8 protein-coding genes and 1 pseudogene are annotated in these 24392 nt (G+C 74.9%); 4 read left to right on the top strand and 5 right to left on the bottom strand.

The features are described from left to right. Positions 1-225: 225 nt before the first annotated feature. Positions 226-1560 carry a phenylacetate--CoA ligase PaaK gene (paaK, locus tag ACZ52J_RS14820; protein WP_465618817.1) on the bottom strand — a complete coding sequence of 445 codons (1335 nt, stop codon included), beginning with the start codon at positions 1558-1560 and terminating at the stop codon, positions 226-228. A gap of 287 nt (positions 1561-1847) precedes the next feature. Here paaK and ACZ52J_RS14815 point away from each other — a divergent pair, with 287 nt between their 5' ends. From ACZ52J_RS14815 to ACZ52J_RS14805, 3 genes are all read left to right on the top strand, one after another. Continuing rightward, on the top strand, positions 1848-3491 hold the full coding sequence (locus ACZ52J_RS14815) for a hypothetical protein (protein ID WP_465618815.1): 1644 nt from the start codon (positions 1848-1850) through the stop codon (positions 3489-3491). Positions 3492-3525: 34 nt separating this feature from the next. Further along, positions 3526-3888, top strand: a complete 363-nt coding sequence (locus ACZ52J_RS14810; protein WP_465618813.1) for a hypothetical protein — start codon at positions 3526-3528, stop codon at positions 3886-3888. A gap of 356 nt (positions 3889-4244) precedes the next feature. Continuing rightward, the gene (locus ACZ52J_RS14805; RefSeq protein ID WP_465618811.1) at positions 4245-5408 is read left to right on the top strand and encodes an ROK family protein; all 1164 of its coding nucleotides are present in this window, start codon (positions 4245-4247) and stop codon (positions 5406-5408) included. Between the two features lie 133 nt (positions 5409-5541). Here ACZ52J_RS14805 and ACZ52J_RS14800 read toward each other — a convergent pair whose 3' ends face one another. Next, a complete protein-coding gene (locus ACZ52J_RS14800; RefSeq protein WP_465618809.1) occupies positions 5542-6315 on the bottom strand; it encodes a GntR family transcriptional regulator in 774 nt (257 codons plus the stop codon). Positions 6316-6636: 321 nt separating this feature from the next. On the opposite strand from ACZ52J_RS14800, the gene ACZ52J_RS14795 reads away from it, so the two are divergent. Next, positions 6637-7440: an exodeoxyribonuclease III gene (locus ACZ52J_RS14795; protein ID WP_465618807.1), complete on the top strand. Its 804-nt coding sequence runs from the start codon at positions 6637-6639 to the stop codon at positions 7438-7440. Here the strand turns inward: ACZ52J_RS14795 and ACZ52J_RS14790 are convergent. The 3 genes and pseudogenes from ACZ52J_RS14790 to ACZ52J_RS14780 all read right to left on the bottom strand — a co-directional run. Then, entirely contained in the window at positions 7428-7619 is a 192-nt protein-coding gene (locus ACZ52J_RS14790) for a hypothetical protein (RefSeq protein WP_465618805.1), read from the bottom strand. The two genes, ACZ52J_RS14795 and ACZ52J_RS14790, sit on opposite strands and share 13 nt — an antisense overlap. Positions 7620-7670: 51 nt before the next feature. Beyond that, positions 7671-11108, bottom strand: a pseudogene (locus ACZ52J_RS14785) (type I polyketide synthase); the annotation flags it as partial. Positions 11109-11232: 124 nt separating this feature from the next. After that, positions 11233-24392, bottom strand: a 13160-nt coding sequence (locus ACZ52J_RS14780; RefSeq protein WP_465618803.1) for a type I polyketide synthase, incomplete at its 5' end; no start/stop codon positions are given.

Below are 24392 nucleotides of genomic sequence, written 5' to 3'. Positions count from 1 at the left end.
GCCTCTCCGGTTGGGTCCTCCCCCTTCTCCTCTCCGAGTCTGGGAAGCATCGGCCCCGCCCACGATTCCGGTGAGCCGAACGGGTATCCGGGGAGGCGGCTGGACTCGCCCCCGATCAAGCGTCTACATTTCTGTAGACGTCGGAGGCGCACGGCATCACCCCCCGGACAGCCGTGCGCCTCCGACCTCCTCCTTCAGCACTGCCACGCGTTCAGCCGGGCGCGTTCACCCGCGTGCGTCCACCACCCGCTTGATCTTCCCGACCGAGCGCTCCAGGGTGTACGGCTCGACCACCTCGACCGCGACCGTGACGCCGACCCCGTCCTTCACCGCGCGCACGATCGCCTCCCGCGCCGCGTCCCGCTGCTCGGCGGGCGCATCCGGCCGGGCCTCGACCCGGACGGTCATCCGGTCCAGCCGCCCCTCGCGGGTGAGCCGCAGTTGGAAGTGCGGCGCAACGCCCGGGGTACGCAGCAGGATCTCCTCGATCTGGGTCGGGAAGACGTTCACCCCGCGCAGGATGATCATGTCGTCGCTGCGCCCGGTGACCTTCTCCATCCGCCGGAAGGCCGGGCGCGCGGTGCCGGGCAGCAGGCGGCTGAGGTCGCGGGTGCGGTAGCGGATGACGGGCAGCGCCTCCTTGGTGAGCGAGGTGAAGACCAGTTCACCGCCCTCGCCCTCGGGCAGCACCTCGTCGGTGAACGGGTCGACGACCTCCGGGTAGAAGTGGTCCTCCCAGATGTGCAGCCCGTCCTTGGTCTCCACGCACTCCTGCGCGATGCCCGGGCCGACCACCTCGGAGAGGCCGTAGATGTCGACGGCGTGCAGGTCGAGCCGCTCCTCGATCTCGCGCCGCATCTCCTCCGTCCAGGGCTCGGCGCCGAAGATGCCCACCTTGAGCGAGGTGGCGCGCGGGTCGATGCCCTGCTTCTCGAACTCGTCGAGCAGGGTGAGCAGGTAGGACGGGGTGACCATGATGATGTCGGGCTCGAAGTCGCGGATCAGCTGCACCTGCCGGGCCGTCATGCCGCCGGAGGCCGGGATCACGGTGCAGCCGGCCCGCTCGGCGCCGTAGTGGGCCCCGAGGCCGCCGGTGAACAGGCCGTAGCCGTAGGCGATGTGCACCTTGTGGCCCGGCCTGCCGCCGGCCGCGCGGATCGAGCGGGCGACCACGTCGGCCCACATGGAGAGGTCGTTCTCGGTGTAGCCGACCACGGTCGGCAGGCCGGTGGTGCCGCTGGAGGCGTGGATCCGGCGGACCTGGTCCATCGGGACGGCGAACATGCCGAAGGGGTAGCCCTCGCGCAGGTCGGCCTTGGTGGTGAAGGGGAAACGGGCGAGGTCCGCCAGGGTGCGGCAGTCCTCGGGGCGGACGCCGGCCGCGTCGAACTTGCGGCGGTAGAGCTCCACGTTGTCGTACGCGTGCCGCAGGGTGGCCCGCAGCCGGGTGAGCTGGAGGGCGCGCAGCTCGTCCACACCCAGGCGTTCGCCGGCGTCCAGGAGGTCGGGTGGGACCGGTTCCCCGAGGTGTCGGCGCGGGACGGGTGCGGTGCCGGTCATCGTCGCTCCTTCGCTGGTCGGCCGATCCGGAGCAACCTACCGATCGTTCGGTCAGGCACGCTCAGGCCCAGTAATCCAGTACCCGAACCGACTGTCAAGGGATCGCGCCGGACTCCCGGAATGGGAGGTTCCAGCACCTTTGGGTCGACTTGACGCCGACCTCGGCCACCCGCTTGGCTGTCCGATATGAAAATCATTACAGAATCTTGACCCGCAGGCGGGCTCCCCCACCCCACCAGCATGGTTCAGTAGTGCGGTTTCTCCCCCGCACCCCGGAAGTGATCACCGTGCCCCCCACTCCTGCCCTGGTCAGCGCGCTGCGCGAGCTCGGCGACCGGCCCGCCGTCGTCGCCGACGGGCGCGCGATCAGCGGCATCGGCCTGCTGCTCGGCGTCTCCCCGCCGGGCGGCCTGCCGCGGGCCCTCGCCGAACGCGTCGCCCAACACGCCGCACTGGCACCCACCGCCGCCCGCGCCGCCGAACAGCGGCTGCGGTACTGGGCCGGCGTCCTCGGCCCGCCGCCGATCCGCCACACCGTGCTGCACCCCGTCACCGACCTCGCCGTCGAACTCGCCCTCGCCACCCTGCTCGCCGGCGGCACCGTCCACTGCGGCGACCCCGACCAGCAGCCCGACGAGCAGCTCGCCGCCATCGCCGTCAACCGCACCACCCACCTCAGCCTGCCCTCCGCCCTGCTCTGGCGCCTCAGCCGACAGCCCGGGCCCGGCGGGCCCGGCCCCGGCACGCACGACGTCGGCCCGCGGGACCTCGACGCGCACGACGTCGGCCGGCGGGACCTCGACGCGCACAACCCCGCCGCCCATGACCTCGGCTCGCTGCGGCTCGTCCTGCACGTCGGCCCCGAGCCCCGCCAGGAGGACGTGTACGCCGCCGTCGACGCGCTCGGCGCCGTCCTCGCCCACGTCCGCGCCCCCGACAGCAACACCGAGGCCGCCGACCGCCGACTGCGCGCCGCCACCGAAGCCGCCACCGCCGCCGCCTGGAAGCACAGCATCGGCGTCACCGCCGAGCAGATACGCGACTTCGGCGCCCACCTCGACCAGGCCGTACTCTCCTCCCTGCTGCTCACCCTCCAGCAGAGCGGAGTCCTCACCGACCCCGAGCGCGGCTACCCCGAAGCCGAGGTACTGGCCACCGCCATGGTCACCCCCGCCCAACGCCCCCGCGTCACCCGCTGGCTGGACGCGCTCGCCCGGCACGGCCTGATCACCCGGCACGACGGCGGCGCGCAAGGCGCGATCTTCCACGGCGGGCCCGAACTCGACGCCGCCGAGGTCCGGGAGTCCTGGCGACCGGTCATCGAGGCCTGGGCCGACGGACTCGGGCCGGCCGCCGCCCTGGACCGGGTACGGCGCGGCGCGCTACGGCTCCCCCGGCTGATCACCGGCGAGGCGACGCCCCATCCGGCTGCCACCCCGGTCCGCTGGGCCACCGCCCGCGGCTACCTCGGCACCGCCCTCGGCACCCTGGTCCGCGGCACCGCCGAGACCCACGACGGGCAGGCGCCGCTGCGCGTCCTCGAACTCGACCTCGAGCTCGACGGCGCCGACACCGCGGTCGCCCGGGCCCTCGCCACCCGGCCCCGCCCCAACGCCGACCACCACGTCACCCCCGACGGCGGCCGCTACGACATCGTCGTCGCCACCGCGACCCGGCGGCCGGAGGACGAGATCCCGGCACTGGTCCGGCTGCTCGCCCCCGGCGGCCGACTCCTGCTACTCGCACCCACCGCCGAACAGCTCGACCTGCTGATCACCGGCGACGCCCGGGGCCGCCTCACCGCTCACCCGGCGGAGCACTGGCAGGCCGCCCTCGCGGCGGCGGGCTGCCCGACCGTCCACACGCTGCCGGAGGACGGACACCCGATGGGGCTGCTGGGACAGCGGCTGTTCGCGGCCCGGGTGGACTGAGCCGAGGGGTCGCGGCGCCGATACGATCGGGGCCATGCCTCGGACCTCCCGCACCGCAGACCCGATCGCGTCACCCGGTTCAATCGCATCGATCGCGTCGCACGCATCGCACGCATCGCACGCATCGGCCCAGTCACTCGGGTCACTCGCGTCGCTCGCGTCGCTCGGTTCGATCCTCTCGATCGGGTCCGTCGGATCCTTCCTCTCGATCGGCTCGGTGGGCTCGTTCCTGTCCATCGGCTCGATCGGGTCCTTCGGATCCGTCGGCTCGATCGGCTCGTTCGCGTCCGTGGGCTCGATCGGGTCCGCGATGTCCGCCTTCTCCGTGGGCTCCTGGCGCAGCGTGAGCGCGCTCGGCCGGGCCCGCTCCCGCCGGTCCACCCCGTCCTGTCGGTGACCCGGCCCGTCCCACCACCCCGGGGGGCGAACCATCCGTGGCCATCCCTGGCCATGCCTAGCCGTCCACGACCGTCCATGACTGCCCACGACCGCCCATGGCCGTGCGGTGAAGCCCGGTCAGCCACCGCCACCCGATCCGTACCATTTCGATACCGAAGCCTGGGTGAGCTGCGAGGATCCTCGCCGCCCGGGCCGCTGCCCGGGTAGGCTCCGCTTGTCCTCCGGCCCTCGCGCAGGCGGCCCCCTGCCGCCGTGCCGCGTTCCGGGGGCGCACTCCCCGCGGGCCATTCGGTGGGCACCGCGCACTCGACATCGCGCGCCAGGGCAGTCGCGCGAACGGCGAAGGGCATCGCATTGGCGGATCGGCTCACCGGAGGAGACTCCTCGCTGCTGCGGCGGATCAACGCGGCGGTCACGCTTCGGGCGCTGCGCAACGGCCACTCCGTGACCCTCACTCAGCTCGTCGGCGAGACCGGCCTCTCCCGGCCGACCGTCGAGGGCGTGATCGAGGGTCTGGTCGAGACCGGGCTGGTCGCCGAGGTCGAGCAGCCGAGGGAGGACGGCCAGTCGGGCACCGGCCGCCGCGGCCGCCCGGCCCGCTGGTTCCGCTTCCGCGCCGAGGCCGGGCACATCCTCGGCATCGAGATCGGCGTGCACGACATCCGGGTCATCCTGGCCGACCTCACCGGCGAGGTGCTGGGCAGTCACTTCAAGCCGGTCGACGAGACCCTGGAGGCCGAGGACCGGCTCACCGCCCTCCGCACCGCCGTCGCCGAGGTGCTGCGCAAGGCCGGCGTCTCCCGCGACAACCTGTGGGCCGTCGGCATCGGCACCCCCGGCATCGTCGACCGCGACGGCACCATCCGGCTCGGCACCGCGATGCCCGGCTGGACCGGCCTCGACCTCGGCGCCCGCCTGCGGCGCTCCTTCCGCTGCCCCGTCCTGATCGAGAACGACGCCAACCTCGCCGCCATCGCCGAGCACTGGCAGGGCGCGGCCCTCGGCGCCGACGACGTCGTCTTCGTGATGGCGGGCCTCAGCCCGGGCGCCGGCTCCCTCATCAACGGCAAGCTGCACCGCGGCTACGGCGGCGCGGCCGGCGAGATCGGCGCCCTGCACCTGCTCGGCCAGGAGGTCACCCCCGAGCGCCTGCTGTCCACCACCGGCAAACCGCTCAACCCCCTGGACGAGGCCGCCGTCGCCCGCGTCCTGCGGCTGGCCCGGGAGGGCGACGAGGTCGCGAAGGTCGCCATGGACCGCTTCCTCACCCGCCTCGTCCAGGGCGTCGCCGCGCTCGTCCTCGCCATCGACCCCCAGCTGGTGGTCATCGGCGGCTGGGCGGCCGGCCTCGACGGCGTCCTGGACCCCCTGCGCGAGCGCCTCGCCCAGTTCACGCTGCGCGCCCCCGAGGTCGCCCTGGCGGCCCTCGGCTCGGAGGTCGTGGCGATGGGCGCCCTTCGCGTCGCCCTCGACCACGTCGAGGAGCAACTCTTCGCGGTGGACCCGCCGCGGGCCTGACGCCGGTCGAGGCGTGGTGCCTGCTCCCGGTCTCGTCACCCAACGGCAAAGGCCCGGACGCCAGTTGGCGCCCGGGCCTCGACCTGAGGGTTTCCGGAAATGGTTCAGAAGGCGGTGCTTCAGGACGCGTGCTTCAGGAAGCGGTGCGGACCTCGGTGGTCGCGGCGACCGGGGTGACCTCGACCAGTCCGGTCTCGCCGAAGGTCAGCTTGCAGGTGTCCGCCCGGTAGGTGGAGACGGCCACCGCGACGAGGCGGCCGGCCGAGGCGTACTGGGTGGTCATGACCAGGACCGGGGTGCCGGGCGGACGCTCCAGGAGGGCGGCCTCCTCGGCCTCTGCGACACCGAGCTCGACCGAGCGCGACTCGCCGTCGACCTCCAGGCGCTCCAGCTGGCGCAGCACCGAGCGGGCACGGTCGCCCTCGGCGCGGAAGCCCGGCAGGTGCGGCAGGGCGGCGGCCGGCACGTGCAGCGACTCGCCGGCCATCGCGCGGCCCTCCACCATGCGGACCCGGCGGACGGTGTGCACGGTGGCGCCCTCGGCGATGCCGAGGCTCTTGGCCAGCTGCGCGGTCGCGGGGGCGGTGGTGCAGTCGACCGTCCGCCAGGACTGGCTGCGGCCGGCGCCGGGCCAGCCCTCCTCCTGCCGGTTGACCGGGACGCCGACCCGCGGGGCGGCGATCAGGGTGCCGATGCCCCGGCGGCGGACCAGGCGGCCCTCCAGCTCCAGCTGGTCGAGCGCCTGGCGCAGCGTCGCCCGCGCCACACCGAAGCGGGCGGAGAGCTCGCGCTCGTTGGGCAGGACCTGACCGATGGAGAACTCCGAGTCGATGGCCCGCAGCAGCACCGTGCGCAGGTGCCAGTACTTCGGCTCCGGCACCGAGGAAAGCCGTCCTGTCGTCCCCACCGCGTCCTCCACCTGTGTACCTGTCCGCCCTGCGACAACGAGGGCGGATGCCGGGCCCACTGTCCGCTGTCGCGGCAGGTGGGAGAGCGGGCTTTTATCCGTCCTTCTTTATTAAAGGTCCTTGCAGTAAGCGACCCTAGGTGCTCCGTCCGGAGATGGTCAAGACCAATGGCGCGGCTCGACGCGACTGTCACACATATTCATGCCGCGTTCACGACAGCTCCTGTCAGTCGCTGCCGGAATCCGGCGGGCCCGGCCTGCCCGGCCGCCCGCAGCGCGTCACGGCACCGGTCGGCTACGGCGAGTCGGTAGGCTGCCCGGGTGATCGTGGTGACAAGTGTGAATGTGAACGGAATCCGGGCGGCGGCCAAGAAGGGCTTCGTCGAGTGGCTGGCCGGCACCGAGGCGGACGTGATCTGCCTGCAGGAGGTGCGCTCCGAACCCGAGCAGCTCCCCGTCGAACTCCGCGACCTGGACGGCTGGCACGCGGTCTGGGCCCCCTCCGTCGCCAAGGGCCGCGCCGGTGTCGCCATCCTGTCCCGGAAGGAACCGCAGCGCACCACGATCGGATTCGGGTCGGAGGAATTCGACAATTCGGGCAGGTATGTGGAAATCGACCTTCCCGGCCTGACCGTCGCCAGCCTCTACCTCCCCTCCGGCGAGGTCGGCACCGAGCGCCAGGACGAGAAAGAACGCTTCATGGCGGAATTCCTCGTCCACCTCACCGCCCTGCGCACCCGCGCCGCCGCCGACGGCCGCGAGGTCGTCGTCTGCGGCGACTGGAACATCGCCCACCGCCCCGAGGACCTCAAGAACTGGAAGGCCAACCAGAAGTCCGCCGGCTTCCTCCCCGAAGAGCGCGCCTGGCTGTCCCGCGTCTACGACGAGGCCGGCTACATCGACGTCGTCCGCGCCCTCCACCCCGACCGCACCGGCCCCTACTCCTGGTGGTCCTACCGCGGCCGCGCCTTCGACAACGACTCCGGCTGGCGGATCGACCTGATTTGTACGACGGAGGGTATCGCCCGTCGCTGCACGGAGGCATACGTCGAGCGCCCGGCCTCCCATGCGGAGCGCTGGTCCGACCACGCCCCCGTCACGGCGGTCTTCGATCACGAGCTCTGACTCGGTGACCCGGCGCCGCCGAGCGCCGGGGGCGCCCGGCAGTACGGCAGTTCGGCGTCGGCAGCCGGCGAGTCCTTCTCCTGCACCCGGAGTTCGAGTTCGTCGGTGACCCGCTCGGGTTCGTCGCAGTGGCCGCGGGCCAGGGGAGGAGTAGGACGGCGGTGGGGCGCCCGGTGCAACGGATGCACCGGTCGCCCCGGGTGGTTCCGTTCGCGGAGCGGAGCGGTCGGTCAGGCGAGGCTGTCGTCGATGAAGGCGAACAGTTCCTCGTCGGAGGCGGCCCCGAGGGCGTCGACAGCGGTCAGGTCGACGGCCGTGCCCTCACCGGCGGTGGTGGGTGACGGGCTGTCGGCCCAGTGGGCGGCCAGCGCCTGCAGCCGCATCTGCACCCGGGCGCGGGTCACGCCGTCCGGCGCGGCCGCCGCCATCGCGGCCTCCAGCCGGTCGATCCCGGCCAGCACGTCGGCGCCCGCGCCGCTGCCGTCCGGGGCGAGCTCCTGGCGGATGTGCGCGGCGAGCGCGGCCGGCGTCGGCCGGTCGTAGACCACCGAGGCCGGCAGGACCAGTCCGGTGGCCTCGGCGAGGCTGTTGCGCATGTTCACCGCCGTCAGCGAGTCCAGCCCGAGGTCGCGGAACGCCTGGCCGGGATCGACCTCCTCCGGGCCGGGGTAGCCGAGCACGGCGGCCACCTCGGCCCGCACCAGTGCCAGCACGGCGCCCTCCCGTTCGGCCTCCGGGAGGAGGGCCAGCCGGGCCGCCAGCGTCGGGCCCTCCTCGGCCTGGTCATGCGCCGGCGCCGCGGCCCGGGCCGGGGGCAGGGCGTCCTGCCGCCGGAACCAGGCGGCCAGCGCGGGCAGCGCCGCACCGAACGACTGCTCGCCGTCGACGCCGACGAGGGCCGTCAGGGTGGCCAGGTCCTCCTGCTCGACGGCGGCCCGGAACGCGGCGTCCACCCCCGCGCCGCTCGGCCCGTCCTCGGGCGCGGTCTCCGGCCAGTACCGGCGGCGCTGGAACGGGTAGGTCGGCAGCTCGACATGGTGCGCGCCGGTCCCCGCGAAGTACGCCGGCCAGTCCACCGACGCGCCGCGCACCTGGGCCGCACCGAGCGCGGCGGCCAGCGCCTGCGGCTCGGCCCGGCCGGCGCGCAGCGCGGGGACGAAGGCAGCCTCGGCATCCACGGCGTCCGGGCCCAGCGCCGACAGGACGGCGTCCGGGCCGAGCTCCAGGAAGGTGCGCACCCCCTCCGCGGCCAGCGTGCCGAGAGCGTCGGCGAAGCGGACGGCCTCGCGGACGTGGCGGACCCAGTACTCGGGGGTGCAGACCTCGTCCGCCTCGGCCGTCCGGCCGGTGAGGGTGGAGACGATCGGGATCCGCGGCGCCCGGTACGTCAGACTCTCCGCGACCTTGCGGAAGTCCGCCAGCATGCCGGCGATCAGCGGCGAGTGGAACGCGTGGCTGACGGTGAGCCGCTTGGTCCGGCGGCCCTGCGCGGTCCAGTCGGCGGCGGCCTCCAGCACCGCCTGCTCCTCGCCGGAGAGCACCACCGAGCGGGGGCCGTTGACGGCGGCGATGCCCACCTCGTGCTCGCGCCCGATCAGCAGCGGCAGCACCTCGCCCTCGGCGGCCTCGACGGCGACCATCGCGCCGCCGCTCGGCAGTGCCTGCATCAGCCGGCCGCGGGCCGCGACCAGCCTGGCCGCGTCGGGGAGCGAGAGCACCCCGGCGACGTGCGCGGCGGCGAGCTCGCCGATGGAGTGGCCGGCGAGCAGGTCGGGGCGCAGCCCCCACGACTCCAGCAGGCGGAACAGCGCCACCTCCAGGGCGAAGAGCGCGGGCTGGGCGTACGCCGTCCCGTCGATCAGGGCCGGGTCGGCGATCGCCTCGCGCAGCGGACGGTCCAGCAGCGGGTCGAGTTCGGCACAGACCGCGTCGAACGCCTCCCGGTACGCCGGGTACGCCGCGTACAGCTCCTCGCCCATGCCGGCCCGCTGACTGCCCTGGCCGGTGAACAGGAAGGCGAGCCGGCCCTCGGTGACCGTGCCGCGGACGAGGGCCGCGTCGGCGGTGCCCTCGACGAGGGCGTCCAGGCCGCGCAGCAGCTCGGCGCGGTCGGCGGCGATCACCACGGCCCGGCGGTCGAGTGCCGCCCGGCCGGTGGCGAGCGAGTAGGAGAGGTGGTGCGGCGCCCGGGTGCCGGCGGGGCCGGTGAGGTGGTCGCGCAGCTGGGCGGCGCGGGCGCGCAGCGCGGCCTCGTTCTTGCCGGAGAGCAGCCAGGGCAGCGGCCCCACCGGGGCGGTGGGCTCCGGCGGGGCCGGGTCTTCGGCGGGGGCCTGCTCCAGGACGGCGTGCGCGTTGGTGCCGCTGATACCGAAGGAGGAGACCGCGGCGCGGCGCGGTCGCCCGGTCTCCGGCCAGGGCCGGTGCTCCGTCAGCAGCTCGACGGCACCGGCCGTCCAGTCGACGTGCGGCGACGGCTCGTCCACGTGCAGGGTCCGGGGCAGGACGCCGTGCTCCATCGCCAGCACCATCTTGATGACGCCCGCGACGCCCGCGGCGGCCTGGGTGTGGCCGATGTTCGACTTCACCGAGCCCAGGTAGGCGGGCCGCTCCGCGGGGCGGCCCCGGCCGTAGGCGGCGATCAGTGCCTGTGCCTCGATCGGGTCGCCGAGGGTGGTGCCGGTGCCGTGGCCCTCGATGGCGTCGATCTGGTCGGGCGTCAGCCGGGCGGCGGCCAGGGCCTGCTGGATGACTCGGCGCTGCGAGGGCCCGTTGGGGGCGGTCAGGCCGTTGGACGCGCCGTCCTGGTTCACCGCACTGCCCGGAACGAGGGCGAGCACCCGGTGCCCGTTGCGGCGGGCGTCGGAGAGCCGCTCGACCAGCAGCAGGCCGACGCCCTCGGCCATGTTGGTGCCGTCCGCCGCAGCGGCGAAGGACTTGCAGCGCCCGTCGGCGGCGAGACCCCGCTGGCGGCTGAACTCGATCAACGTGCCGGGGTTGGGCATCACGGTGATGCCGCCGGCGACGGCGAGCGTGCACTCGCCGACCCGCAGGGCCTGCGCCGCCAGGTGCAGGGCCACCAGCGAGGAGGAGCAGGCGGTGTCGACGGTGACCGCCGGGCCCTCCAGGCCGAAGGCGTAGGAGAGCCGGCCGGACATCACGCTGGCGGTGTTGCCGGTGCCGAGGTGGCCCTCGAAGCTCTCCGCGGCCCGCATCAGCACCGGCACGTAGTCCTGGCCGTTGGTGCCGACGAACACGCCGGTGCGGGTGCCGGCGAGGGAGTGCGGGTCGATGCCGGCCCGTTCGAAGACCTCCCAGGTGGTCTCCAGCAGCAGGCGCTGCTGCGGGTCCATGGCGAGCGCCTCGCGCGGGGAGATGCCGAACAGGGCCGCGTCGAAGCTCCCGGCGTCGGCCAGGAACCCGCCCTCGCGGGTGTAGGCGGTGCCCTCCGCGTCGGGGTCGGGGCTGTACAGGGCGTCGAGGTCCCAGCCTCGGTCGGTGGGGAAGCCGGCGATCGCGTCGTCGCCGGCGCAGACCAGCCGCCAGAGGTCCTCGGGCGAGTCGACGCCGCCCGGGAAGCGGCAGCTCATCCCGACGATCGCGATCGGCTCGCGGGCCTGCTCGTCGAGGTCGCGCAGCCTGGTGTGGGCTTCGTCGAGGTCCTTCAGGACGCGCTTGAGGTAGTCGCGGAGCTTGTCTTCATTGGCCATCGGGGAGTCGCCCATTCGGTTCGTCGGGGTGCGGGCCGCGGGCTGTCCGCCGGGCCCGGCGGGGGTCGGAGTGGTGCACGGGCGCTCAGCCCCGCCCGAACTTCCGGTCGATGTAGTCGAAGATCTCGTCGTCGGTGGCGTCGTCGATGACCGCCGCACCGCCGTCGCCGTCGCCGCCGCCGTCCGTCGCCGCCGCCTCGTTCCAGGCGGTGAGCAGGCCCTGCAGGCGGGCCTCGATCCGGCCGTGCGCCGCACCGTCGGGGGCGAGGGCGGACACCTCGTCCGCGGCCAGCGCGGCGAGGGCGCTCTCCAGCCGCTCCAGCTCCGCGAGCAGCTGCGGGGCGGGCGGTGCGGGGGCGATCTCCTCGCGCAGGTGCTCGGCGAGCAGCGCGGGCGTCGGGTAATCGAAGACCAGCGTCGCCGAGAGTCGCAGCCCCACGGCGGCGCCGAGGCGGTTGCGCAGTTCGACGGCGGTCAGCGAGTCGAAGCCGAGCTCGCGGAACGCCTGGCCGGTGCCGATCAGTTCGGCCGAGGAGTAGCCGAGCACGGCCGAGACGTGGCTGCGCACCAGGTCGAGCAGCAGGCGCTCCTGCTCGGCCGGGTCCCGCCCGGCGAGCCGCGCGGCCAGGTCGGCGGCCGGGTCCGCGGCGGTGCCGGCGGAACGCGCCGCGGCACGGCGCGCCGGTGGCCGGACCAGGCCGTGGAAGAGCGTCGGCAGGGCACCGGGCGTGCCGGCGAGGGTGCGCAGCGCGCCGAGGTCCAGCCGGACGGGCAGCAGCACCGGCTCGTCCGGCACCGTCAGTGCGGTGTCGAGCAGGGCCAGGCCCTGTTCGGCACTCAGCGGGAGGACGCCGCCGCGGGCCGACCTGGCGAGGTCGACCTCGGTCAGCCGCCCGGCCATGCCGCGCCGTTCGGCCCACATGCCCCAGACCAGGGAGAGCGCCGGCAGTCCGGCCGCCCGCCGGTGCCTGGCCAGCGCGTCGAGGAAGACGTTGGCCGCGCCGTAGTTGGCGAGGCCGGCGCCGCCGAACGTGCCGGCGGCCGCGGAGAAGAGCACGAAGGCCGCCAGGTCCAGGTGGGCGGTGAGTTCGTGCAGGTGGACGGCGGCGTCCACCTTGGGGCGCAGCACCCGTTCGATCCGCTCGGGGGTGAGCGAGCCGATCACGCCGTCGTCGAGGACGGCGGCGGTGTGCACGACGGCGGTCAGCGGGTGCTCGGCGGGGACGGCGGCCAGGACGGCGGCGAGCGCCTCGCGGTCGGCGGTGTCGCAGGCGACCAGGTCGACCTCGGCGCCAAGGTCGGCGAGGGTGCGCAGGAGGTCGTCCGCGCCGTCGGCGGCGGGGCCGCGGCGGCTGGTGAGCAGGAGCCGGCGCACGCCGTGCTCGGTGACCAGGTGGCGGGCGAGCAGGGCGCCGAGTCCGCCGGTGGCGCCGGTGATCAGCACGGTGCCGGCGGGGTCGAGCGGGCGGGTCGGGGCGGTTTCCCCGGCCGTTCCCGGCGCGGTCCGTTCGACCCGGGCCAGCCGGGGCACCAGGACGGTGCCGGCGCGCAGCGCGTACTCGTCCTCGCCGCCGGCCAGGGCGGCGGGCAGCAGCAGCCGGGACTCGTCGTGGTCGTCGAGGTCGACCAGGACCAGTCGGCCGGTGCTCTCCGCCTGGGCCGCGCGGACCAGGCCCCAGACGGGGGCCTGCGCGAGGTTGTGGTCCGCGTCGTCGCCCGGTCCGGCGGCGACCGCGCCGCTGGTGAGCAGGACGAGGCGGGAGTCCGCGAGGGCGTCCTCGGCCAGCCAGTTCCGGACGAGCTCGAAGGTACGCGCGGTGGTGGCGTGGACGTCGCCGATCAGTCCCGCACCGGTGGCCCCGGCAGGGCAGGCGGCCAGGACGGTGGCGGGCGCCGGCCGGCCCGCGGCCACGGCAGCGAGCAGCCCGGCCAGGTCGGCGTGGGTGTCGACGTGCAGGCCGGCGCGTTCCAGTGTCGCCCCGACCTTGGAGTCGTCCGGCCCGAGGACGGCCCAGCTGCCCGGGGCGCCGTTCTCGGCGGCCGGCGGCGGCACGGTCCAGTCGACCCGGTAGAGCGCGTCGTGGTGGCCGGTCGGCGCGGCCTGCTCACGCGGGACGGGGCGCAGGGTCAGCGCCGCCACCGAGGCGACCGGTGCGCCGGTGCCGTCGGCGGCCGTGAGGGCGACGGTGTCCGCGCCGGTCGGGACGATCCGCAGCCGCAGGGTGCCGGCCCCGGCCGCGTGCAGCGCGAAGCCGCTCCAGGCGAACGGCCGCAGTTCCGTGCCGTCCCCGTCCGTCGTACCGTCCCCGTCCGCGGTCGCCGTGCCGCTCCCGTGGTGGGCGGCCGTGGCGAGCGCCTGCACGCCGGCGTCCAGCAGGGCCGGGTGCAGCGCGTACGCACCGGCCTGCGGCTGCTGGGCGTCGGGCAGCGCGGCCTCGGCGTAGACCGCTCCGCCGTGCTGCCAGACCCTCGTCAGGCCCTGGAAGGCGGGCCCGTAGGTCAGGCCGGCGTCGGCGAGCCGGTCGTAGTGGCCGTCCAGCGGCAGCTCCACCGCACCGGCCGGCGGCCAGGCCGCCGGGTCGAGCGGATCGGTCGGCACGGCCGTGCCGGGGGCCAGGGTGCCGCTCGCGTGCCGGGTCCACGGCTGCCCGGTGTCCTCGTCCTCGGGCCGCGCGTACACGGCGAGCGGGCGCCGGCCGGCCGGGTCGGGCGCGCCGACGGCGAGTTGCAGCCGGACCGCCCCGGTGGGCGGCAGTGCCAGCGGCGTCTGCAGGGTGAGTTCCTCCACGAGGGCGCAGCCGACCTGGTCGCCGGCGCGGACGGCCAGTTCGACGAAGGCGGTCGCGCCGAGCAGTGCGGTGCCGCCGACGGCGTGGTCGGCGAGCCACGGGTGGGTGCGCAGGGAGAGCCGGCCGGTGAGCAGGTGGCCGTCGGAGTCGGGGAGTTCGACGGCCGCGCCGAGCAGCGGGTGCTCGGCGGCGCCGAGTCCGGCGGCGGCCACGTCGGAGGGTGCCGCGTGCGCGGGCTCCGCCCAGTAGCGCTCCCGCTGGAAGGCGTAGGTGGGCAGCTGGACGTGCGGGCCGCGGCCGTCGCCGAGGAACGCCGTCCAGTCCACCGGGACGCCCCGGGTGTGGGCCGCGGCGAGCGAGGCGAGCACCCGGTCCGGGCCGCCGTCCTCGCGGCGCAGGGTGCCGATGGCGACCGCGTCGGCGGCGGCCTCCTCGATGTTCTCCTGGATCGCGGTGGTCAGCACCGGGTGGGCACTGACCTCGACGAAGGTGTCGACGCCGTCCGCGAGCAGGGCGGCAACCGCCTCCGCGAAGCGCACCGGCTGCCGGAGGTTGCGGTACCAGTACGCGGCGTCCAGGTCGGAGCCGTCCGTCGGCGCACAGCTGACGGTGGAGAAGAGCGGCACCGTCCCGGCCCGCGGGCGGAGGTCCGCCAGCACGGCCAGGACGTCCTCGCGGATCGCCTCGGCCTGCGCGGAGTGCGAGGCGAAGTGCGAGGAGACCAGGCGGGCCCGGACCCCCTGCTCCGCGCAGGAGGCCAGCAGTTCCGTCAGGGCGGCCGTCTCACCGCAGACCAGCACGGACGCGGGCCCGTTGACCGCACCGACGGAGAGCCGGTCCGCCCACGGGGCGAGGCGTGCGTGCACCTCGGCGACGGGCAGTGCCACGGACGCCATGCCGCCGCGGCCGGCCATCCCCTCGGCGATCGCGCGGCCGCGCAGCGCCACCGCACGGGCCGCGTCCTCCAGGGTCAGCGCACCCGACACGGTCGCGGCGGCCAGCTCGCCCTGCGAGTGGCCGAGGACGACGGCCGGTTCGACGCCCGCCGCCCGCCACACCTCGGCGAGCGACACCATCACCGCCCAGAGCGCCGGCTGCACCATGTCCATTCGGTCCGTCCAGGTGTCGCCCGCGACGCCGCGCACCACGTCCAGCAGCGACCAGTCGGCGGTGAACGGCGCCAGGGCGGCCGCGCACTCGGCCATCCGGGCCGCGAACACCGGGGAGGACGCCAGCAGCTCCACCGCCATGGCGGGCCAGGCCGAGCCCTGCCCGGGGAAGACGAACGCCACCTTCGGCGGCCGGCCCGCAGCGCCGTGGACCAGCCCGGCGGCCGGCCGGCCCTCCGCCAGCGCCGCCAGAGCGTGCACCGCCGACGCCCGGTCACCCGCGACCACCACCGCGCGGTGGTCGAAGCGGGTACGGGTCGCCGCCAGGGCACGGCCGACCTCCGCCGGCGACAGCTCCGGCTGCTGCGCCAGGAACGCGCCGAGCCTCGCCGCCTGCGCCCGCAGGGCCGGTTCGGTGCGGCCGGAGAGCACCAGCGGCACCGGAGCGCCGGCGGTGTCCGCCGCGCCCCGCACCGGTTCCGCCGCGGGCGGCTGTTCCAGGACGGTGTGCGCATTGGTGCCGCTCATACCGAACGAGGAGACCGCGGCCCGGCGCGGCTGCCCGGTCTCCGGCCACGGCCGGTGCTCCGTCAGCAGCTCGACCGCGCCGGCCGACCAGTCGACGTGCGGCGACGGCTCGTCCACGTGCAGGGTCCGCGGGAGGACGCCGTGCTCCATCGCCAGCACCATCTTGATGATGCCCGCGACGCCGGCGGCGGCCTGGGTGTGGCCGATGTTCGACTTGATCGAGCCCAGCCAGAGGGGCTCCGCCCCGGTGCGGTCCCGACCGTAGGTGGCGAGCAGTGCCTGTGCCTCGATCGGGTCGCCGAGCCGGGTGCCGGTGCCGTGCGCCTCGACGGCGTCCACCTGGCCGCCCGTCAGCCCGGCCGCGGCCAGCGCCTGGCGGATCACCCGCTGCTGCGCGGGCCCGTTCGGCGCGGTCAGACCGTTGGACGCGCCGTCCTGGTTGACCGCGGAGCCGCGGACCAGGGCCAGCACCTGGTGCCCGTTGCGCTGCGCGTCGGAGAGCCGCTCGACCAGCAGCAGGCCGACGCCCTCGCCCCAGCCGGTGCCGTCCGCGCCCGCCGCGAACGCCTTGCACCGCCCGTCCTCGGCGAGGCCGCCCTGGCGGCTGAACGAGACGAACGCACCCGGCGAGGACATCACCGTCACGCCGCCCGCCAGGGCGAGCGAGCACTCGCCGTTGCGCAGCGACTGGACGGCCCAGTGCAGGGCGACCAGCGAGGAGGAGCAGGCGGTGTCGACGGTGACCGCCGGGCCCTCCAGGCCGAAGGTGTAGGCGAGGCGGCCGGAGACCACGCTGGCCGCGTTGCCGGTGCCGAGGAACCCGCCGATCTCGTCGGAGGCCTCGATGGCCAGTTGGAGGTAGTCCTGGCCGTTGGTGCCGACGAAGACGCCGGTACGGCTGCCGCGCAGGGTCTCCGGGTCGATGCCCGCCCGCTCGAACGCCTCCCAGGCGGTCTCCAGCAGCAGCCGCTGCTGCGGGTCCATGGCGAGTGCCTCGCGCGGCGAGATCCCGAAGAAGGTCGGATCGAACTCGCCCGCCCCGTAGAGGAATCCGCCCTCCCGGGTGGCCGAGGAGTGCGCTTCGTCGCCGCTCTGGAGGGCCTCCAGGTCCCAACCACGGTCGGTGGGGAAGCCGGCGATCGCGTCGCCGCCGGTGGACAGCAGCCGCCACAGCGCCTCGGGGGTGTCGACGCCGCCCGGGAAGCGGCAGCTCATCGCGACGATGGCGATCGGGTCGTCCGCGGTGGGAACGGCGGTGGCGACCGGTTCCGCGGCGGCCGTGCCGAGGAGTTCGTCGCGGAGGTGGTCGGCCAGGCCGCGGACCGACGGGTAGTCGAACACGAGCGTCGCGGGCAGCGGGAGGCCGGTCGCGGCACCCAGCAGGTTGCGGAACTCCACGGCGGTCAGCGAGTCGAAGCCCAGCTCGCGGAAGGCCTTGCCGACCTCCACGCCCGCCGGGTCCGCATGGCCGAGGACGGCGGCCGCGTGTCCGCGCACCAGGTCGAGCAGCACGGCGTCGCGCTCGTCCACCGGCAGCCCGGCGAGCCGCTCGGCGAGCCCGGTGCCGGGACCGGCCGCGGCGTGCGCCGTGCGGTCCAGGACCTCCCTGGCCTCGGGCAGCGCGTCGAGGAGGCGGCTGGGCCGGGCAGCGGTGAACCCGGGGGCGAACAGCTCCCAGTCGACGTCGGCCGCGACCACCGCCGGAGCGTCCCCGTTCGGGGCGAGCTCCCGCCGAAGGAAGGACAGGCCGAGCTCCGGCGCCATGGCCGGCATTCCGCCGCGGCGCAGGCGTTCGGCCAGCCGGTCGTCGGTGGCCATGCCCGCCTCCGCCCACGGACCCCAGGCGATCGACGTCGCCGGAAGGCCGTCCGCCCGCCGCTGCTCCGCCAGGGCGTCCAGATACGCGTTGGCAGCCGCATAGTTACCCTGCCCCGCACTGCCGATCGTCCCCGCGATCGAGGAGAACAGCACGAACGCGGACAGATCGCGGCCGGCCGTCAGCTCGTGCAGATGACGGGCCGCATCCACCTTCGGACGGGCCACCGACGCCAACCGCTCCCCGGTCAGCGCGTCGATCACACCGTCGTCCAGCACACCGGCCGTGTGGAAGACCGCCGACAGCTCGTGCTCCGCCAGCAATCCGGCCAGCGCGTCCCGGTCCGCAACATCGCAGGCGGCAACGGTCACAGCTGTCCCGAGCGCGGTCAGCTCGTCCCGCAACTCGGCCGCACCCGGCGCCTCCAGGCCCCGACGGCTCGTCAGCACCAGACGCCCGGCCCCGTTCCGCGCCAGCCAACGAGCCACCTGCGCACCCAGCGCACCCGTACCACCGGTCACCAGCACCGTCCCCGACGGCGACCACGGCGAGCCCTCACCTCGCGGCGCACGCACCAGACGCCGACCGAACACACCCGAGGACCGGACCGCGACCTGATCCTCACCACCATCGGCCAGCACGCCGGCCAGACGCTCCAAGGCCCGCTCATCAGGAGAGTCCGGCAGGTCGATCAGACCACCCCAAAGCTCCGGATGCTCCAACGCCACCACCCGGCCCAGACCCCACACCTGCGCCGCCGCCGGATCCGCCAGCCGCTCCGAACCGCCGGTGGCCACCGCACCCCGCGTCACACACCACAACGGCGCAGCGACCCCGGCATCACCCAACGCCTGCACCACGGCCAGCACCGGGCCCGGCGCCACGGCCGGCAGCAGCACACCCGCCACCACCGCACCATCGGCCAGCACCGACCGCAACTCGCCCGCCAGCACGACACGGTCGGCCGCGCCGGCGTCGGCATCGAAGAACCGCACCTCCGCACCACGGCCGGCCAACACCCCGGCCAGCTCAGCGGCCCCGGCCGCCACCAGCCACACACCCGACAGCCCGTCCGCCGACTCCGCCACCGGCCGCCACACCACCCGGTAACGCCAGCCGTCGACCACCGACGCCTCACGATTGCGCCGCCGCCACGCCGAGAGCTTGGGCAGGAGGGCGCTCAGCTGGTCGCCGTCCTCGATCTCGAGGGCCGCCGCCAAGGTGGCGGTGTCCTCACGTTCGACGGCGTGCCAGAAGTGCGCGGCGGCCGGGTCCTCGGCGCCCACGGCGCCGGGCTGCGGCGCGGCGGACTCCAGCCAGTACCAGGCGTGCTGGAAGGCATAGGCGGGCAGGTCCACCGGGCGGGCGTCGTGGCCGGCGAAGACGGCCGGCCAGTCGACGTGCCCGCCGCGGACGTGGGTCCGGCCGAGCGCTGTCGCCAGCGACTGCGCCTCGGGGCGACCCGCGCGCAGCAGCGGGACGAACGCGCCCTCGGCCGCGGACTCCTGGCCCAGCGCCGACAGCACCCCGTCCGGGCCCAGCTCCACGAACGTCCGAACACCCTGCGCCGCCAACGCCTCCACCGCATCCGCGAACCGAACAGCCTCCCGCACATGCCGCACCCAGTACTCCGGATCCGTCAACTCCACGGAGACCAGCCCACCGGTCAACGTCGACACCACCGGAATCCGCGGCAGCTCGAACACCACCTGCCCGGCCACCGCACGGAACTCCGCCAACATCCCGTCCATCAGCGGCGAATGGAACGCATGACTCACGGTGAGCCGCTTGGACCTGCGTCCCGTCAGCTGCGCCAGCACGGCCAGGACGGCGTCCTCGGCACCGGACAGCACCACGGAGGTCGGGCCGTTGACGGCGGCGATGCCAACACCGTCACCCAGCAGCGGCAGGACCTCCGCTTCGGACGCCTGCACCGCGACCATCGCGCCGCCGCGCGGCAGCGCCTGCATCAGCCGACCCCGCGCAGCCACCAGCCGCGCCGCATCCGCCAGCGACATCACCCCGGCCACATGCGCAGCGGCAAGCTCACCGATCGAATGCCCGGCCACGAAGTCCGCCCGCACGCCCCACGACTCCAGCAGGCGGAACAGCGCCACCTCCACGGCGAACAACGCCGGCTGCGCCCAACCCGTCTCATCGATCAGCTCGGCGTCCGCGATCGCCTCGCGCAGCGGACGATCCAGATGGCGATCCAGCTCCGCACAGACCTCGTCGAACGCCGCGGCGAACGCAGGGTGGGCGGCAGACAACTCCTCCCCCATCCCGGCCCGCTGGCTGCCCTGACCGGTGAAGAGGAAGGCCTGCCGGCCGGCGGCGGCCACGCCCTGGACCAGCCCCGGGTCCTGCTCGCCCGCCGCCAGTGCGCGCAGCGCACGCAGGACGGCAGCACGGTCCTCGCCGACCACCGCGGCGCGCCGTTCGAGGACGGCGCGCCCGGTCGCCAGAGTGTGTGCCACGTCGGCGAGTTCGAGATCGGGCGACTCCTCCACCAGGGCCGTCAGCCGCGCGGCCTGCGCCCGCAGTGCATCCTCGCCGCGGGCCGAGAGCAGCCAGGGCAGCACCGGCGCCCAGCGCTCCGCCGGGCGGCGCTGCACGGTGCGGAGGTCACTCGGCGGCTCCTCGATGATGGTGTGGGCGTTGGTGCCGCTGATGCCGAACGAGGAGACGGCGGCCCGTCGGGGCCGTCCGGTCGCGGGCCACGGCCGCGACTCGGTGAGCAGTTCGACCGCGCCGGCCGTCCAGTCGACGTTCGGCGAGGGCTCGTCCACGTGCAGGGTCGGCGGCAGCATCCCGTGCCGCATCGCCATCACCATCTTGATGACGCCCGCCGCACCGGCGGCGGCCTGGGTGTGGCCGAGGTTCGACTTCACCGAGCCCAGCCAGAGCGGGAGTTCCTCCGTGTGGGCCTGCCCGTAGGTGGCGAGCAGTGCCTGCGCCTCGATCGGGTCGCCGAGCGTCGTGCCGGTGCCGTGCGCCTCCACCGCGTCCACCTGGTCGCCCGTCAACCCAGCGGCGGCCAGGGCCTCGCGGATCACCCGCTGCTGGGACGGGCCGTTCGGCGCGGTGAGACCGTTGGAGGCGCCGTCCTGGTTGACCGCGGATCCCCGGACGACCGCGAGCACCCGGTGTCCGTTGCGGCGGGCGTCGGAGAGCCGCTCGACGAGGAGCAGGCCGACGCCCTCGCCCCAGCCGGTGCCGTCGGCCGAGGCGGCGAACGACTTGCAGCGCCCGTCGGGCGAGAGGCCGCGCTGGCGGCTGAAGTCGACGAAGGTCTCGGGGGTGCCCATCACGGTGACACCGCCGGCGAGCGCCATCGTGCACTCGCCGCTGCGGAGCGCCTGGATCGCCAGGTGGAGCGCGACCAGCGAGGAGGAGCAGGCGGTGTCGACGGTGACCGCCGGGCCCTCCAGGCCGAAGGTGTAGGCGACCCGGCCGGAGGCGATGCTGCCGGAGTTGCCGGTGCCGAGGTAGCCCTCGACACCGTCGGGGAGTTCACCCAGATTGCTGGTGTAGTCGTGGTACATCACGCCGGCGAACACGCCGGTGCGGCTGCCGCGCAGCGTCGCCGGGTCGATGCCGGCCCGCTCGAACGCCTCCCAGGAGGTCTCCAGCAGCAGGCGCTGCTGCGGGTCCATCGCCAGCGCCTCGCGCGGCGAGATCCCGAAGAAGCCCGGGTCGAACAGCCCTGCGTCGTGCAGGAACCCGCCCTCCCGCGCGTACGAGGTGCCCTGGTGGTCGGGGTCGGGGTGGTAGAGGTTCTCGAGGTCCCAGCCGCGGCCGGTCGGGAAGCCGGAGACGGCGTCGCGGCCCTCCGAGACCAGCTGCCACAGGTCCTCCGGCGAGCCGATGCCGCCCGGGAAGCGGCAGGCCATGCCGACGATCGCGATCGGATCGGTGTCGGTCGCCTCGGCAGGGGCCGCGGCGGGGCCCTGCTCGACGGCGTCACCGACCAGTTCGGCGAGCAGGAAAGCGGCCAGGGCACCCGGGGTCGGGTAGTCGAAGACCAGCGTCGCGGGCAGCCGCAGACCGGTCTCACCGTTGAGCTGGTTGCGCAGTTCGACGGAGGTCAGCGAGTCGAAGCCGAGTTCCTTGAACGCCCGCCCGGCGTCGACCTCGCCCGCGTCGGCGTAGCCGAGTACCGCGGCGATCCGGGTACGGACCAGGCCGAGCAGGGTCTGCTCCCGGTCCGCGGCCGGCTGGGCCGACAGGCGGGCGGCCAGCTCGGAGCCGCCCGCCGCAGCCCCGACGCGGGCGGAGCGGCGGGTCGGCACCCGGACCAGCCCTCGCAGCAGCGGCAGCACCCCGGCGGTGGACTCGCGGCGGACGGCGGCGAGGTCGAGCCGCATCGGCACCAGGGTCGCGGCATCGGTGGCGACGGCGGCGTCGAAGAGCGCCAGCCCTTCCGCTGCGGCCAGCCCCTCGACACCCGACCGGGCCATCCGGTCGGCATCACCGCTCGCCAGGTTGCCGGCCATCCCCGCGCCGTCGGCCCACAGGCCCCAGGCGAGGGAGGTCGCGGGCAGCCCGGCGGCCCGGCGCTGGGCGGCGAGGGCGTCCAGGAAGACGTTCGCGGCCGCGTAGTTGCCCTGGCCCGGGCCGCCGAAGGTGCCGGCGGCGGAGGAGAACAGCACGAAGGCGGTCAGCGGGTGGCCGACCGTCAGCTCGTGGAGGTGGAGGGCGGCGTCGACCTTCGGACGCAGCACGGTGTCGATGCGGTCGGGAGTGAGCGAGGTGACGATGCCGTCGTCCAGGACACCGGCCGTGTGGACCACACCGGAGAGCTCGTGGTCGGCGAGCAGCGCGGCCAGCGCCTCCCGGTCGGCCACATCGCACGCCGCCAGGGTGACGGTGGCACCAGCCTCCGTCAGCTCGTCCCGCAGCTCGACCGCACCCGGCGCGTCCGCACCACGACGCGACACCAGCAGCAGACTCCGCACCCCGTGCCCGACCACCAGGTGACGGGCCACCAGCCCGCCCAGCAGACCCGACGCACCCGTCACCAGGACCGTGCCCGACGACCCGAACACCGACACCGCCTCCGAGGACGCAGCCGCCCGGACCAGACGCGGCACCCGCACCTCGCCACCGCGCACGACCAGCTCCGGCTCATCGGCGGCCAACGCCCCCGCCAGCAGGCCCTCCGCAACCTCCGGACCGTCCACGTCCAGGAGGACGAACCGGTCCGGGTTCTCCGTCTGCGCCGAGCGGACCAGGCCCCACACCGGGGCGTGTACCAGGTCCTCGACCTCGGCACCGACCGCCCCACGGGTCACCAGGACCAGACGCGACGCCGAGAACCGCTCATCAGCCAGCCACTCCCGCACCGTCCCCAAAACCCCGTGCAGCGCGGCGCGGACCGCGGCGGACACCTCGCCGTCGGACGTCGCGAGAAGCGGGAGGAGCACGGTGTCGGGGACGGACCGGCCCCCGTCGACCGCCTCGCGGAGCCGCACCAGGTCGGCGAACGGCTCGGCGAACGGCTCGGCGGACAGCTCGGCGCCGAGGCCTTCCCCGCCGAGCACGACCCAGTCGCCCGTCGGCGCCGGGGAGACCGGCAGCACGGTCCACTCCACCCGGTACGGCGACTCGGCAGGACCGCCGCGAACCTGGCTCTCGGAGACCTCACGCAGCACCAGCGAGCCGACCTCGGCGACGGCCCGGCCGCTCTCGTCAGCGAGTCCCAGCGTGATCGCGTCCGCGCCGGCGCGGGACAGCCGGGCCCGCAGCACGCCGGCGCCCGAGGCGAACAGGGTGACGCCGTTCCACGAGAACGGCAGGCGCCCGCGCCCGGTGTCGTCGAGCAGGTCGCCGAGTGCGACCGCATGCAGCGCGGAGTCCAGCAGCGCCGGGTGCAGGCCGAAGGACGAGGCGGAGTCCCGGGCGTCGTCCGGCAGCGCCACCTCCACGTAGGTGTCTCCGTCATGGCGCCAGGCAGCGCGCAGGCCCTGGAACACCGGTCCGTACCCGAACCCGGCCGCGGCCAGCCGCTCGTACAGGTCGTCGACCGGAACCGGCACCGCACCGCTCGGCGGCCACTCGACCAGATCGAACGACGGGACGGCGGCCGTGCTGTCGGGTGCGAGCACACCGGTGGCGTGCCGCGTCCACGGCTCGCCCTCCACGGCGTCCTCCGGGCGCGAGTGGACGCTGAGCGTCCGCCGGCCCGCCTCGTCCACGCCCGCGAGCGCCAACCGCAGCTGGACGCCGCCCTGCTCGGGCAGCACCAGCGGCGCCTCCAGCGTCAGCTCCTCCAGCAGCCCGCAGCCGACCTGGTCACCGGCGCGGATCGCCAGCTCGACGAACGCCGTGCCGGGCAGCAGCACGGAACCCATCACCGCGTGATCGGCCAGCCACGGGTGCGACTGCACCGACAGCCGGCCCGTGAACACCACACCGTCCGAATCCGGCAACTCCACACTCGCACCGAGCAGCGGGTGCCCCGCCGCACCGAGCCCGATCGACGCGACGTCACCGACCGACGTGCCGCCTTCCAGCCAGTAACGCCGGCGCTGGAAGGGGTAGGTGGGCAGGTCGACCCGGCGCGCGCCCGTGCCGGCGAACACGGCCGGCCAGTCGACCGCGAGGCCGCGGACGTGGGCCTGGACGAGGGCTGCCGTGAGCGTGCGGGCCTCCGGGCGGCCGGCGCGGAGCACCGGGACGAACACGGCCTCGGCCACGGACTCCTGGCCCATCGCCGACAGCACCCCGTCCGGACCCAACTCGACGAACGTCCGGACACCATCCGCCTCCAGGGCGGTGACCGCGTCGGCGAAGCGGACGGCCTCACGGACGTGGCGCACCCAGTACTCGGCGTCGGTCAGCTCGGCGGAGACAGGGGCGCCGGTGAGAGTGGAGACGATCGGAATCCGCGGGGACTCATAGCTGACCTGCTCGGCGACGGCACGGAAGTCCGCGAGCATGCCGTCCATCAGCGGCGAGTGGAACGCATGACTGACCGTCAGCCGCTTGGACTTGCGACCCT

The sequence above is a fragment of the Kitasatospora sp. NPDC034035 genome (assembly GCF_055575755.1).
The sequence above is the reverse complement of the archived record's forward strand: the minus strand, read 5'-3'. Positions and strand labels throughout refer to the sequence as shown.

What these genes read in the sequence shown, in the direction of transcription:
- paaK (WP_465618817.1), bottom strand. Translation starts at nt 1,560, where the DNA reads ATGACCGGCACCGCACCCGTCCCGCGCCGACACCTCGGGGAACCGGTC.
- ACZ52J_RS14810 (WP_465618813.1), top strand. Translation starts at nt 3,526, where the DNA reads ATGCCTCGGACCTCCCGCACCGCAGACCCGATCGCGTCACCCGGTTCA.